At 70.9% G+C, this 13,173-nt stretch carries 10 protein-coding genes and 1 tRNA gene; 6 read left to right on the top strand and 5 right to left on the bottom strand.

The window, feature by feature from the left end; genetic code table 11:
- Nucleotides 1-42: 42 nt before the first annotated feature.
- Nucleotides 43-1,689 carry a sigma-70 family RNA polymerase sigma factor gene (locus OG413_RS29520; RefSeq protein ID WP_266810964.1) on the bottom strand — a complete coding sequence of 549 codons (1,647 nt, stop codon included), beginning with the start codon at nt 1,687-1,689 and terminating at the stop codon, nt 43-45.
- Between the two features lie 264 nt (nt 1,690-1,953).
- Nucleotides 1,954-2,148, bottom strand: coding sequence for an antitoxin (locus OG413_RS29515; RefSeq protein WP_266810962.1), 195 nt, complete (start codon nt 2,146-2,148; stop codon nt 1,954-1,956).
- A gap of 318 nt (nt 2,149-2,466) precedes the next feature.
- On the opposite strand from OG413_RS29515, the gene OG413_RS29510 reads away from it, so the two are divergent.
- Nucleotides 2,467-3,741, top strand: coding sequence for an FAD-binding protein (locus OG413_RS29510; protein ID WP_266810960.1), 1,275 nt, complete (start codon nt 2,467-2,469; stop codon nt 3,739-3,741).
- A 66-nt stretch (nt 3,742-3,807) separates the two neighbouring features.
- On the opposite strand, the gene OG413_RS29505 is transcribed toward OG413_RS29510, so the two are convergent.
- Nucleotides 3,808-4,827 (bottom strand): MASE1 domain-containing protein, encoded by a 1,020-nt coding sequence (locus OG413_RS29505; RefSeq protein WP_266813147.1) that lies wholly within the window; start codon nt 4,825-4,827, stop codon nt 3,808-3,810.
- Between the two features lie 111 nt (nt 4,828-4,938).
- Nucleotides 4,939-5,772, bottom strand: coding sequence for a PP2C family protein-serine/threonine phosphatase (locus OG413_RS29500; RefSeq protein WP_266810958.1), 834 nt, complete (start codon nt 5,770-5,772; stop codon nt 4,939-4,941).
- 168 nt (nt 5,773-5,940) lie between these two features.
- Between OG413_RS29500 and OG413_RS29495 the strand changes: the two genes are divergently transcribed.
- Nucleotides 5,941-6,210 carry a hypothetical protein gene (locus OG413_RS29495; RefSeq protein WP_266810957.1) on the top strand — a complete coding sequence of 90 codons (270 nt, stop codon included), beginning with the start codon at nt 5,941-5,943 and terminating at the stop codon, nt 6,208-6,210.
- Nucleotides 6,211-6,454: 244 nt separating this feature from the next.
- On the opposite strand, the gene OG413_RS29490 is transcribed toward OG413_RS29495, so the two are convergent.
- Nucleotides 6,455-6,527, bottom strand: a tRNA-Trp gene (locus OG413_RS29490).
- A gap of 137 nt (nt 6,528-6,664) precedes the next feature.
- Between OG413_RS29490 and mptB the strand changes: the two genes are divergently transcribed.
- From mptB to OG413_RS29470, 4 genes are all read left to right on the top strand, one after another.
- Nucleotides 6,665-8,128, top strand: coding sequence for a polyprenol phosphomannose-dependent alpha 1,6 mannosyltransferase MptB (gene mptB / locus OG413_RS29485; RefSeq protein WP_266810956.1), 1,464 nt, complete (start codon nt 6,665-6,667; stop codon nt 8,126-8,128).
- A gap of 281 nt (nt 8,129-8,409) precedes the next feature.
- Nucleotides 8,410-10,071, top strand: coding sequence for an ABC-F family ATP-binding cassette domain-containing protein (locus OG413_RS29480; RefSeq protein ID WP_266810955.1), 1,662 nt, complete (start codon nt 8,410-8,412; stop codon nt 10,069-10,071).
- Nucleotides 10,072-10,175: 104 nt separating this feature from the next.
- Complete coding sequence (locus OG413_RS29475; RefSeq protein WP_266810954.1) at nt 10,176-11,837, top strand: ABC-F family ATP-binding cassette domain-containing protein; 1,662 nt, start codon at nt 10,176-10,178, stop codon at nt 11,835-11,837.
- A 171-nt stretch (nt 11,838-12,008) separates the two neighbouring features.
- Nucleotides 12,009-13,157, top strand: a complete 1,149-nt coding sequence (locus OG413_RS29470; protein ID WP_266810952.1) for a winged helix DNA-binding domain-containing protein — start codon at nt 12,009-12,011, stop codon at nt 13,155-13,157.
- Nucleotides 13,158-13,173: the final 16 nt, after the last annotated feature.

The raw sequence follows: 13,173 nt of genomic DNA, 5'->3' as shown, positions 1-13,173 counted from the left end.
AAACCGCAGGCCCGACAGCGCGTCCTGGGCATGGTCAACAGCTCATCCGGCAGCGCCGAAGTTCTGGGTCCACACCGGCCCGCTCCCGGTGTTCCGCATCCCGACGCCGATCTCCTTGAACGAACAGTTGAGAATGTTGGCCCGGTGCCCCGGACTGTCCATCCAGGAGCTCATCACATCGGCCGGGGTGCGCTGGCCCTTCGCGATGTTCTCTCCGTACGTGCTCCAGCGGTAGCCGGCCGCGGTGAGGCGATCACCCGGATCCGTGCCGTCGGGGGACGTGTGTGAGAAGTAGTTCCGGGTCGCCATGTCGGCGGAATGCCCCTGCGCGGCCGTGGACATCAGGCCGTTGCCACGTACAGGGGCACAGCCCTCCTTCTCACGTTCGGTGTTGACGAGCTCGGTGACCTGCTCCGATATGGAGGGTGGGGCCGGCGGGGCGGGCTTCGGCGCGGGAGCCGCCGAACTCGGCTCGGGCCGGGCGCTCTTGCTCGCGGTGGGCTCGGCACTGCGGGACGGATTCCGGGACGGCGAAGCGGTGGGCGAGGACGGTGCCGAGGACGCAGGGTGCGACGGCGTCGGGGCGGGTGCCGAGGAACGGGCACGGTCGGCGGGGGCAACGGCCGTCACGGAGTCCTCGTTCCGGTCCCGGTGGTCGTCGTCGGTGGCGTAGAGATGTACGGCGCCACCGCCGGTGCCCAGGGCCGCGACCGCGACCACGGCCGCCACGACGCTGTTGCGGCGGCGGCGCCGGACCTGGCCGCGCCTGCGCTCCGCCCGTCCGGGCCCGGACGGATGGATGGCGGCGTCGGCATGCGAGGCGGCGGTGGCATGTGAGGTGTGCGTGGGATGTGGAGTGTTCGTGGGATGCACGGTCGTGTGCGCGGCGGCCGTGGGAACCAGCTCCGGAGCAACGCCTGTCACAGAAGCTGCCAGAGGCACCAGCGCCAGCCCCACGAGCAGACCCTCCGCGGGCACAAGCCCCGAGCCGTGCCCCGAGCAGACGGTGCAGCCACGGGCGTGGCGGGCCAGACGCTTGCGCCAGAGTGCCGAGGGCACCCCGTCCCACTCGCCGACGATGTCCGCCAGCAGCACGCAGCGTGGGTCCGAACCCAGCGCGCTCACCACGACCCTGGACGCCTCCAGCTGGGCCTTCATCCGCTGGACCCGGACCGCGGTGTGCTGCGGGGAGAGTTCGAGTGCCGCGGCGACCTCCGCGCGGGACAGCTGCCCGGCAGTCTCCAGCCACCACAGTGACAACAGGGCCCGGTCGTCCTCGTCCAGCCACCGTGTCGCCTCGGCCACCTGGCGCCGCTGTCCGGTCAACCCGAGCCGCAGGATGGTCAGGTCGACGAAATCGGCGCCCGGATCGGCCCGGTCGTGGGCGTCGTCGAGGCGATCGGAGGGCAGGGCTCCGGTCGTGCGGTCCCGCCAATGCCCCCGTATCTCGTTCATGGCTATCGCCACCAGCCAGGAGCGGAAACTCTCCGGGTCACGCAGACCGGGGAGACCGCGCAGCATGCGGAGCACGCTCTCCTGCACGACATCGTCGACATCCGCGTGACCGTCCAGCGCACGGCCGACGATGTTGTACAGCAACGGCAGACACGACGCGACGAGTCGGTCCTTGGCCCGCTGATCGCCGCTCCGCGCCGCAGTGATCAGCGCCGTTCCGTAGTCCTCGCCCATACTGTGCTCACTCTTCCGGGGTCCTGTTCTGTCACTTCCCACACCCGGGAGATGCGGTGCGGCCGGGACAATAACAAGAAACCGCCGGACGACCCCACGTTCTTTCCCGCGACAGCGAGATCGGCTGCTCCGATTTCGCTGTCGTACGCAGCACGCCGGACCTCCACGGCGGAAACGCCGTGGAGGTCGGAGCGGCGTGCTGCGGCGACGCGCAGCTACGCGTGAACAACGGCCGACGTGGGGAGTGCGGCCGGGGCGGTGTCGTCAGGTGCGGGGCGGCCCGTCCTGGTCACGGTCCGTTCCGAGCTGCTGCTTGAGCTTGTCCTGCGCGGTGTCGACGTGCTGGCTGTACTTGCCCTTCGTCCTGTCGTCGACCATGTCACCGCCCTTGTCGACGGCCTTGCCTGCCTGGGCCTCATGCCCCTTGAGCATCCTCTTGAGCTTGTCCAACGCGGACATGGCTGATCCTCCTCGCCTCGGCGCCCCCACCCATCCAGGGTCACCGCACATCGGCCGGGCCGCATCCGGACCGTCCGCACACGTACGCCGGCCGTGGCGACGCAGCGGGGACGGAAGGTTGAAGACCGGCTGCGTGGGCAGATACCGGTTGACCAATAGGAGGTGGTGGCAGTGGGCCGCATCAGGATCGTCCGTCGTCCGCCGCCCCCCTCGGGGCCGCCCCCGCTCGACCTGCGCACCCCCTCAGGGCGTCCGCTGCCGTACTGAGCGCGTTCGGCGGCACGGAGCGTGACTCTCCGTGAGACGGAGGAACACGCGGTGACCCCCGGTGAGACGAACTGGGCCGGTAACGTCACCTTCGGCGCGCGCCGACTGCGCACCCCGCGTTCCCTGGCCGAACTCCAGGAGACGGTGGCCTCGGCGAGCGCGGTACGCGCCCTGGGCACCCGCCACTCCTTCAACACCGTCGCCGACACCCGCGGCGATCTCGTCTCCGTGGCCGGGCTGCCCCGTTTCCTGGAGATCGATGAAGAGGCCCGGTCGGTCACCGTGAGCGCGGGACTACGGTTCGGCGAGTTCACCGGCGAGCTGCACCGGCGCGGCTTCGCCCTGCACAATCTGGGCTCGCTGCCCCACATCTCGGTCGCCGGTGCCTGCGCGACCGGTACCCACGGTTCGGGCGTCGGCAACCGTTCGCTGGCCGGCGCCGTCCGTGCGCTGGAACTGGTCACGGCCGACGGTGCCACCGCGGAACTGACCAGGCCCGACTCCGACTTCGCCGGTTCGGTCGTCTCGCTGGGCGCCCTCGGCGTGGTGACCCGTCTGACCCTCGACCTCGTACCCGCCTTCGACATGCGGCAATGGGTGTACGAGGGACTGCCGCGGGAACACGTGCGCAGCCACTTCGACGAGGTCATGTCCGAGGCGTACAGCGTCAGTCTCTTCACTTCCTGGCAGGACGGCCCGATCGACCAGGTGTGGGTCAAGCGACGGATGGGCGACGAAGGTCCGCGTACGGCGCCGCCCCGGTGGCTCGGCGCGTCACTCGCGGACGGGCCACGTCATCCGGTTCCCGGTATGCCGCCCGCCAACTGCACCGCGCAGCAGGGTGAGCCCGGGGCCTGGCACACCCGTCTGCCGCACTTCCGGCCCGAGTTCACCCCGAGCAGCGGACAGGAACTGCAGTCGGAGTACTTCGTGGCCCGGTCCGACGCCGCAGCCGCCTTCGCGGCCCTGGACCGGCTCAAGGAACGGATCGCACCGTTGCTCCGGATCTCGGAGATACGTACCGTCGCCGCCGACGACCTGTGGCTCAGCCCGGCGCACGGCCGGGACTCCGTCGCCTTCCACTTCACCTGGCTGCCGGACACCGACGCGGTCATCCCGGTGCTTCGGTCGATCGAGGACGCACTGGCACCGTTCGGCGCCCGGCCGCACTGGGGGAAGCTGTTCACCACCACTCCCGAGACCCTGCGGAGCCTGTACGCACGCTACGGCGACTTCGAACGGCTGGTGGCCCGGTCCGACCCCACGGGCACCTTCCGCAACGAGTTCCTGGCGCACCACTTTCCCGGTGCGTCGCACGCCTCGTGAGAACCGACGGCAGGGCGGTCGGGTAACGGGGTAACGGGGGAGCGGCGGCAGGCCGGGGCCGGGCCGTCAGGAGCGGGAGGACGGTCCGCCGTCCCGACCGCCGGGCCGGCCTTCGTCGGTGGCGCGCCGTGCCGGTGGCCTCGGCAGCGGCGCGAACTGCTCCACCAACGCCTGCAACTCCTCCACGGCACGCTCCGTCCTCCGGCGAATGTTCGACTGCTCGGCCACGATCGCGGCCAGCAGCAGGGCGGTGAGCGCCACACAGCCGTTGAGGAGCGACAGGTTGACCATGATCTCCACGAGGCTGTGATCCGCGAACGGCCCCACCCGGTCGGTTCCGGCGACGATCGCGAGCACGGACACCAGGAACGCGCAGGGTGCGCTGCCGGGCAGCTGAAAGCGGAGCGCCGCCCAGATGAGGACCGGGAAGACCAAATAGATCATGGACAGTGAGCTTCTCGTCGCCAGCAGGCCGGCCACGAGCGTGACGACCATCAGTACCGAAGCCTCCAGCCACCGGTCGCTCCGTCGCGGAAGCCGTACCTTGCGCAGGACCAGCAGGAGCGGGGTGACCACGAGCACTCCCATGGCATCGCCCGCCCACCAGGACGACCAGACCAGCCAGAAGCTGCTGGCGGGGAGCTTGCCGGTGAGCATCAGCACTCCGCTGCCCACCGTCGCGCTGATGAGCATCCCCGCGAACGCGCCGAGAAGGACCAGCGCGATGCCGTCCCGCAGACGAGCGAGCTCGTTCCGGAAGCCCGCCCTGCGCAGCATGACGTACGCGCACAGCGGGGCCACCGTATTGCCTGCCACGATGCCGAGGCCGGACCACGTGAAGGAGCCGCTGGTCGCGGTGATCGTCAGGAGCGCGCCGAGCGCGATGCCCGGCCAGATCCTGGTCCCCAGAGCGAGTAGCGCGCCCAGCGCGACGCCGGTGGGTGGCCAGAGCGGGGTGACGACGGAACCGTGCACCACCACTTCCCTGAGCAGTCCGAGCCGTCCCGACCCGTAGTAGACGGCGGCGACGCCCAGAATCTGAGCGACTGCCACGGCCCGACGTCTGGCTTCCTCGCTGCGGATCACACGGATCATCAGACACCGACCTGGTCGGGAGGCGGCTGTGACACGCTCGGCGCAGTCCCGCAGTCCCGCAGTCCCGCAGTCCCGCAGTCCCGCAGTCCCGCAGTCCCGCAGTCACCGCGTCCGGCGTGCGGTGGCCTCGTGGCGCAGGACGAGTACCGCCGCGTCGTCCTCATGGCCCGTGGACTCCGCCGCACCCAGCACCTCGTCGGCCAGTTCCTCGGCGCTCGCCCCGGCATGGGCGCCGACGAGGCGCCGCACCCTGTCCAGACCGTCCTCGATCAGCAGCGACGGCCCCTCGACGACGCCGTCGGTGAGCAGCACGAGGGCACCGGCGCTGTCGAGCGTGCGCCGGGTGACCGGATACGCCTCCCCGGCCTGGATGCCGAGAGGTAGCCCCCCGGGGTCCTCGGTGATGCCGGACTCCCCATCCACACTCGCCCATACGCAGGGCACATGGCCGGCACGCGCGCTGTGCAGCTCCCAGGTGAGAGGATCGAGCCGGAGAAACGTACACGTGGCGAAGAGGCCGGAGTCCACGGACAGCAGCAGATCGTTGGTACGGCCCATGACCTCACCCGGATCGGACGTCGTGGCCGCGATCGCGCGCATGGCTATCCGTATCTGCCCCATGAAGGCCGCCGCCTCGACATCGTGACCCTGCACATCGCCGATGGCGAAGGCGAGAGCCCCGTCGGGGAGCGGGAAACCGTCGTACCAGTCGCCGCCGATGTCCAGCCCATGACGCGCGGGGGCGTAACCCGCCGCCGCCTCAAGTCCGGGAAGCGTCGGCAGGGAGGACGGCAGCATCTCGCGCTGGAGGGCCTGCGCCAGTTCCACTCGGGCCTGGTGCAGTTCCACTTCCTGCCGAGCGCGGGCGGTGAGACTCTGCAGCGTATTGAGCAGGTCCTCGGCGCTTGCTGAGCGGGAAGTCCGACGCCGGTTCATGGGCCGCTCCGCGGTGCGTTAGTCCCTGCATCATATTTCGGGTGCCGGTGTGCGGCGACTCCGGAGCCGGAAGAGGTACCGCACACCGGACCGATCCGGAGCACGGTCCGGGTGCCGGATGGCCCGACGCACCGTGCCGTTGTCAGTGCCCGGTGGGATGCTGCCCGCATGGACGAGCTCATGAGGCAGCGCCGGGTCTACGGCACGGACCACGACGACCCCCACCCCGGCCCGAAGACCGGCCACGATTACCGCGAACTGGTGGGCGGCCCGCTGGACGGGCTGCTCCTGGACGTCACGGGCTGGAGCGCCGCCGCGCTGCGCGAGGGTGCGGGACTCATCACGGAGATCGGGGCCTACGGGCCCGGTGGGCGCGCGGAGTACGGGCCCCGGCCGAGCGATCCGGACCGGTGGGACTGGCGGGGCGACGTGCGGTAGGCAGGGCTTGCGCTCCGCACCCGCGCGTCGCACCGACGGATGACGCCCCGCTGTTCCGGATGCGCTCGCGCGGGTCCGGCGTGAGGATCGGAACACGGGCGGCGTTCCGGCCGCGCCCCGGCCCTTCGGCCGGCTCTCCCTTCCCGGCGCTCCGGTCCGCCTCCCGGCCGCACTCGGTCTCTTGGCGGAGCACGAGCACAGCACGCGCACGAGCCGGGTCGTGACGGCACAGCCGCACCATGGGCAAGGGCGGCAGGAGTCGAACCTGCGGCATCCGGTTTTGGAGACCGGCGCTCTGGCCTCTGAGCTACGCCCCTTCGGGTGCCGATCAGCCTGGCATCCCCGGCCGCACCCGGCCAACAGGTTTCGCGCGGAGTGCTCACGGAGTCTGCCATCGCCCCTGAGCTGGGGTGTGGTGATCCGCCCGCGCCCCCGTTCGGTAGGTTGGCGCCTCATGTGGGCATTGAGCGCTGAAGGGTACCGTCGGCTCGGAGTGGCCGGTTCCGCCGCGGCCGCCGTGGGTGGCTGGGCCGCCGGAAGTCTGCCGGCCCGCGACCCATGGGGACTCTGGGTCCCCCACGGGCCCGGGGTGAGTGTGGCAGCCGCCGTTCTCGCGTACATCGGGCTGACGCTCCTCGTCATCGCCTGGTGGGGGTACGGCAGGAGCGGGGCGTCAGTCCGCGCCACGCTCATCACCCTCGTGTGGTGGGCGGCCCCGCTCGTACTGGCACCGCCGCTCTACAGCGCCGATGTGTACAGCTACATCTCCCAGGGCGCGATGGTCCTCGAAGGACACGACGTCTACAGCGTGGGACCGTCGGTTCTCGACCCCGGCGGGCTCGGGGGCGACGCCGCCGCGAGCGTCGGCGGTCACTGGACGGACACACCCGCTCCGTACGGCCCCGTCTTCCTGGTCCTCGCGCGAGCGGTGGTCCAGCTCACGGGCGGGACGATCGTTCCCGCCGTGCTGGGGATGCGGCTCATCGCCCTGGCCGCGCTGGTCCTGATCGTGTGGGCCGTGCGGCACCTCGCGCGCGAGCACGGCAGGAGCGAGAGCGGTGCCCTGTGGCTCGCCGCGCTCAACCCGCTGCTGCTCATGCACGTCGTCGGCGGAATGCACAACGACGGTCTGATGATCGGCCTCATGCTGGCGGGAATGGTGCTCGCCACCCGTGGCAAGTGGATCGCCGGGAGCGTGCTCATCGGCCTCGCCATGATGGTGAAGTCCCCGGCGGCGGTCGCGCTGCTGTTCATCGGCGTGATCATGTACAGGGCGGCGACCGGCCCTCTCGTACGCAGGGCGGCCAAGGCGCTGCTGGCGCCCGGTCTCGTCGCGGGGACCGTTGCCGCGGGGGCGACGGTGGTCGCCGGCACGGGCTTCGGCTGGCTCGGGACCCAGAGCGTCGCGGGCTCCATTCACACGGCGCTGTCGGCCACCAGTGACCTGGGCCTGCTGCTCGGTGAATCGCTGCGCCTGCTTCTCGGCACCGATCCCGAACCGGTCAAGAGCGCCGTTCAGACCCTGGGCCTGGGGGCGGCACTTGTACTGATCGCCCTCCTGGCCTGGCGGGCGGTGAATGGCCGTATGGCCCCGGTGCGCGCCCTGGGCCTGGCGCTGCTGGCCCTGGTCGCCCTTTCGCCCATGGTGCAGCCCTGGTACCTGCTGTGGGGCATGGCGGTGATCGCAGCCACGCAGGCGCACGGCCGCACCGTCAGGGTGCTGACCGTGCTGTCGGCGGCGCTCGTCTACGAGACCCATCCCACGGGGGCCACCCCGGTCTACGCCTTCGTCCTGACGGGAATCGCCTGCGTACTGGCCACGTTCGCTGTCCGGCGGGCCCCGGTTGATCCGGCCCCGCGCGCCTGCGGTCTCGACGCCGAACCGCCTGGCATCCGACTGGAAAAGGCACTGCCGTGAGCAGCTGAGGTATAGTGCTCGTGTCCCATTGTCTCCGATAGAGGTGGACGTTGCGCATCTGAGGTTCGCGATCATCACGCGGTACGGCACAGTCCGTACACCTGTCACGCTTTTCCGGCGTTCCTGCCGCCCGTGACCCCGCGTGGATGCGACCTCGGTGCATGAGCCGTCCTTCACCCTTCGGAAGGCCGCACCCCCTTTGTTCTTCTCGGTCTGGTCGCCGTGTGGTGCTCGCATACGAAGCCCCCCTGTTCACCGCGCTTGCGACTGCGAGGACCTTCATGGCCAACCCCACCCTGCCCAGTGCCTCTGTGACCTGCTCGGGCCTGTCCTTCAACTGGCCGGACGGCACACGCCTCTTCGACGGGCTTTCTCTCACCATCGGCCGGGGACGAACCGGCCTGGTCGGCACCAACGGCACAGGCAAATCCACCCTGCTGCGCCTGCTGGCCGGACGGCTGGTCCCCTCCCGGGGATCGGTGACGGTCGGCGGCAGCCTCGCCTACCTGCCGCAGAACATCACCTTGGACACGACACTGAGCGTCGATCAGGCTCTGGGCATCGCCGAGCGGCGGGCCGCGCTGAGCGCCATCGAGGCCGGAGACGTGGACGAGAAACACTTCGCGACGATCGGCGAAGACTGGGACGTCGAAGAGCGGGCTCGGGCGACCCTGTACTCACTGGGGCTCGACGACGTCGAACTGGACCGCACCGTGGGCGAGATGTCCGGCGGGGAGACCGTTCTGCTGTGCCTGGCCGCGCTGCTGCTGGAGCGCCCCGACGTACTCCTGCTCGACGAACCGACCAACAACCTCGACCTGGTCGCCCGCCGCCGGCTCTACGACGCGGTCGACTCCTGGCGTTCCGGGGTACTGATCGTGGTCAGCCACGACCGTGAACTGCTGGAACGCGTGGACCGTATCGCCGAGCTGCGAACCGGATCGGTGAGCTGGTACGGAGGTGGCTGGTCCGCCTACCAAGAGGCGCTGGCCACCCAGCAGGAAGCGGCCGAACGCATGCTGCGGGCCGCCGATGCCGACGTACGGCGACAGAAGCGCGAGCTGGAGGAGTCCCACATCAAGTTGGCCCGTCGCGAGCGGCACGGCAGGAAGGTGGAAGCCGAGCGGCGGCTGCCGAAGATCCTCGCCGGTGCGCGAAAGCGGGCCGCGCAGGAGTCGGCCGGCAAGCTCCGAGGCGTACACGAGGAACGGCTCAATGAGGCGCGCGAGCGGCGCGAGGAGGCCGCGGACGCGATCCACGACGATGCCGAGATCAGGGTGAGCCTTCCCCGTACGGCCGTGCCCGCCGGCCGAACCGTTCTGACCTTGCACCAGCTGCGCCCGCGGTTCGGCAAGCTGCGCGACGGCGAACTCCATGTGCACGGGCCCGAGCGCATCGCGCTGGTCGGGCGCAACGGGGCCGGGAAGACCACGCTGCTGCGCACCCTCACCGGGGAGCTCGCGCCCCTGGAGGGCGAGGCCAGGACGTTCGTACCGTGGCGGTTCCTTCCGCAGCGTCTGGATGTGCTGGACGAGGGGCTGAGCGTCGTGGCGAACGTGGCGCGTCTGGCGCCAGGGGTCAGCGACAACCACATCCGATCCCAGCTCGCACGGTTCCTGTTCAAGGGGGCGCGCGCCGAGCAGTGGGCGGGCACCCTCTCGGGTGGGGAGCGCTTCCGGGCCGCACTCGCGGCGACGATGCTCGCCGCACCGGCACCCCAACTGGTCATGATGGACGAACCGACCAACAACCTCGACCTGGCCAGCGTGCGGCAGCTGACGAGCGCGCTCGAATCCTACGAAGGCGCGCTCCTGATCGCGGGCCACGATCTGCCCTTCCTCGAATCGGTCGGCATCACCCGCTGGCTGCTCGTCGGGGAGGAGTTGCGGGAGACCAACGCGGAGGAGGTCCGGGGAATGCTCGAAGCGACGGAGGCGGGCTGAACCCGTGGTGAGGCGGCCGCACATGGGCGGGGACGGCGGGGGCAGCCCCCGCAAGTGGACGGGGGAGCCCCTGAAGATGACTGAGACACACAGGGACCACAGCGGTGCGGCAGGACGTGCTGTCCGGCGACCATCGCTCCGCGCACCTCCTCGCCGAGAACGTTCACTGCGTGCTCGGGGACCGGCTGGTGCTGCGCGACGTCTCGCTGAAGGTGTCCCGGGGCGAGCGGGTGGGGCTGATCGGTGAGAACGGCCGGGGCAAGTCGACGCTGTTGCGTGCCCTCGCCGGTGAACTGCCGCTGCGGCGCGGTCAGGTCGTGCGCGCGGTCGCGGGCCAGGTGGGGTTCCTGCCGCAGGAGCCGGGCTTTCCGGCCGGCGCGACCATCGAGGACGTGCTCGCGCGGGCGACCGCCGAGTTCGGGGAACTGTCCGAACGGATGCGCGCCGCCGAGGAGCTGATGGCATCCGGCAACGACGACCCGGGCGAGGTGCTCGCCGAGTACGGCCGGCTACAGGACGAGTTCGAACGACGTGGCGGCTGGGAACTCGACGCCCGCGTCGGTGAGGTGCTGGACGTCTTCGGTCTCGGCCGTCCGGACCGGCAACGTCCCACACAGACGCTGTCGGGCGGGGAGCGGTCCCGTCTGGCGCTCGCCGCCCTGGTCCTCACCGAACCCGCCGGGCTGTTGCTGGACGAGCCGACCAACCACCTCGACGACCGCGCGGTGGACTGGCTCGTCCAGTGGCTGGCCCAGTACCGGGGGCCGTGCCTCATCGCGTCGCACGACCGGGTGCTGCTCGACACCGCCGTCACCGCCATCGTCGATCTGGACGGCCCCGCCGGCTCCACCGTGCGGTACGGCGGCGGGTACCGCGACTACCTCGACGAGCGTGCCGCGGCGCAGGCGCACTGGTGGCAGCGGTACCGCGACTGGCGCCAGGAACTGGCCGAAGCCCGCCGCCGGCTCGACAGGGCCGGCAGATCCGGCCGCACCTTCAGTGGGATCCGGGACGGCGACAAGCTGGCCTACAACGCCGCCGGGAGCGCTGCCGAGGCCGCCGTCGCCCGCGCGACCCGCGCGGCCCGGCAACAACTGGGGCGGCTGCTGGACGAGGAGGTCCTCCGGCCACCGGAGCCGCTCGCCTTCACGCCGCCCGAGAACGCGGAGCTGCCCGACGGCGTGCTGATCAGGGCCGAGGGACTGGTCGTCGGCGACGTCGTACGTGGTGTGGACCTGGAACTCTCACCCGGTTCGCTGTACGTCATCACCGGACCGAACGGCTCCGGCAAGTCCACGCTCCTGTCCGTCCTGGCCGGGCGCAGGGCCCCCGATGCCGGGGTGGTCGTACGCCGACCGGGGCTGCGCATCGGTTACCTGCCGCAGGACAGTCATTTCGCGCACGAGCGGCGCGGCCTGCTGGACACCTTCGCCGCGCATCGCGCGGCCTATATCGACGACGCCGCGGCCGAACTGACCAGGTTCGGCCTGTTCGGGTCCGCGGACTTCGACGTTCCGGTGAACCGGCTGTCCGTGGGGCAACTGCGGCGCCTCGAACTCGCGATGCTGTTCGCGCGGCGCCCGCATCTGCTCCTGCTCGACGAACCCGGCAACCACCTGAGTCTGGCCCTGGTCGAGCAGCTTCAGGAGGCGGTGGAACACTTCACCGGGCCGGTCGTGATGGTCACCCATGACCGTGCGCTCCGGGAACACCATCGGGACAGACTGCTGGAGCCGGCCGACGGGCGACTCGTCCGGCCGGCCTGAGTCCGGTGGCGTCCCGTGGAACCGCCATGGCCCCGCACGTCCGGGGCCATGGCTGTCCCGTCGGGACAGCCCTTGGGGTGCACAGCGGGACAGCCCTTGGGGCGCACGGTCGGGAAAGCCGCGAGCGTGGTCATGGTCGTGGTCAACGCAGGGGAACGAGGCGGTCACCGCATGAGAATCACGGCGCGCGAGCTCAACCGCTCCACACTCGCCCGGCAGTTGCTGCTGCGGCGGGAAGCGCTCGGCGCCACCGAGGGGATACGGCGCGTGGTGGCGCTCCAGGCGCAACAGGCGGCCTCGCCCTATCTGGCGCTGTGGAACCGGCTGGTGGGCTTCGACCCGGCAGAGCTCGATGCCGCATTCGATGACCGTACGGTCGTCAAGTCGATCCTGATGCGGATCACGCTGCACGCTGTCCACGCCGACGATTTCCGGGCCTTCCGCCAGGCCGTGCAGCCGTCGGTGCGTGCCGCCAGGCTGGGTGACCGCTTCACGGCATCGGGGCTGACCGCCGAGGACGCCGACATGCTGGTCCCGGAACTGCTGGCGTTCGCCGACCGGCCCCGGACGGCTGCGGAATTCGAGTCGTGGCTCACCCAACGGCTGAGCGGGCCGCCGAGGCCCGGAGCGTGGTGGGGGCTGCGGCAGTACGCGCCTCTGCTGCACGCCCCCACCACCCCACCGTGGTCGTTCGGCAGCCGTCCGTCCTGCATCGCGCCTCCGGCCCGCCCGGAGCAGGACAACCCCGAGGTGTCAGCCGCGTCCCTGCGGACGCTGGTCCTGCGCTACCTCCAGGGGTTCGGGCCCGCGTCGGTGGCGGACGTGGCGCAGTTCGCGCTGGTTCAGCGGACCCGGGCCAGGACAGCATTGGGCGCACTCGCCGGTGACGGCGGCATCGAGCGGCTGGAAGGACCGGACGGCGAGGAACTGTTCGACACGCCGGGCGCGCCGCGTCCGGACGGGGACGCGCCCGCACCGCCGCGGCTGATGGCGATGTGGGACAGCGCGCTGCTTGCCTACTCCGACCGCGGCCGGGTCATCCCACCGCGGTACCGAGGGCTCGTCATCCGCAGAAACGGAGACGTGCTGCCGACCCTGCTGGTCGACGGGTACGTCGCAGGGGTGTGGCGCACGGCCGGGGGAGGCGTCGAGGTGACCGCCTTCCACGACCTGCCGGACGAGGTCTGGGAGGAGATCGCCGCCGAGGCACAGTCGCTGACGGCCTTCCTCGCCGACCGCGAACCGGCGGTCTACCGCCGCTACGACCACTGGTGGAGCAAGCTGCCCGGCTCCGGGGCCCGACTGCTCCCCGGGCGGTGAGGCGATATCCCGCGAG

The organism is Streptomyces sp. NBC_01433, assembly GCF_026340105.1.
In the GTDB taxonomy this organism is placed as follows: Bacteria; Actinomycetota; Actinomycetes; order Streptomycetales; family Streptomycetaceae; genus Streptomyces.
This window is presented reverse-complemented; position numbering and strand designations above follow the sequence as displayed.

Coding starts and splice junctions, on each gene's coding strand:
- OG413_RS29470 (WP_266810952.1), top strand. CDS start 12,009: ATGAGAATCACGGCGCGCGAGCTCAACCGCTCCACACTCGCCCGGCAG.
- OG413_RS29520 (WP_266810964.1), bottom strand. CDS start 1,689: ATGGGCGAGGACTACGGAACGGCGCTGATCACTGCGGCGCGGAGCGGC.
- OG413_RS29495 (WP_266810957.1), top strand. CDS start 5,941: ATGGACGAGCTCATGAGGCAGCGCCGGGTCTACGGCACGGACCACGAC.
- OG413_RS29515 (WP_266810962.1), bottom strand. CDS start 2,148: ATGTCCGCGTTGGACAAGCTCAAGAGGATGCTCAAGGGGCATGAGGCC.
- OG413_RS29480 (WP_266810955.1), top strand. CDS start 8,410: ATGGCCAACCCCACCCTGCCCAGTGCCTCTGTGACCTGCTCGGGCCTG.
- mptB (WP_266810956.1), top strand. CDS start 6,665: ATGTGGGCATTGAGCGCTGAAGGGTACCGTCGGCTCGGAGTGGCCGGT.
- OG413_RS29500 (WP_266810958.1), bottom strand. CDS start 5,772: ATGAACCGGCGTCGGACTTCCCGCTCAGCAAGCGCCGAGGACCTGCTC.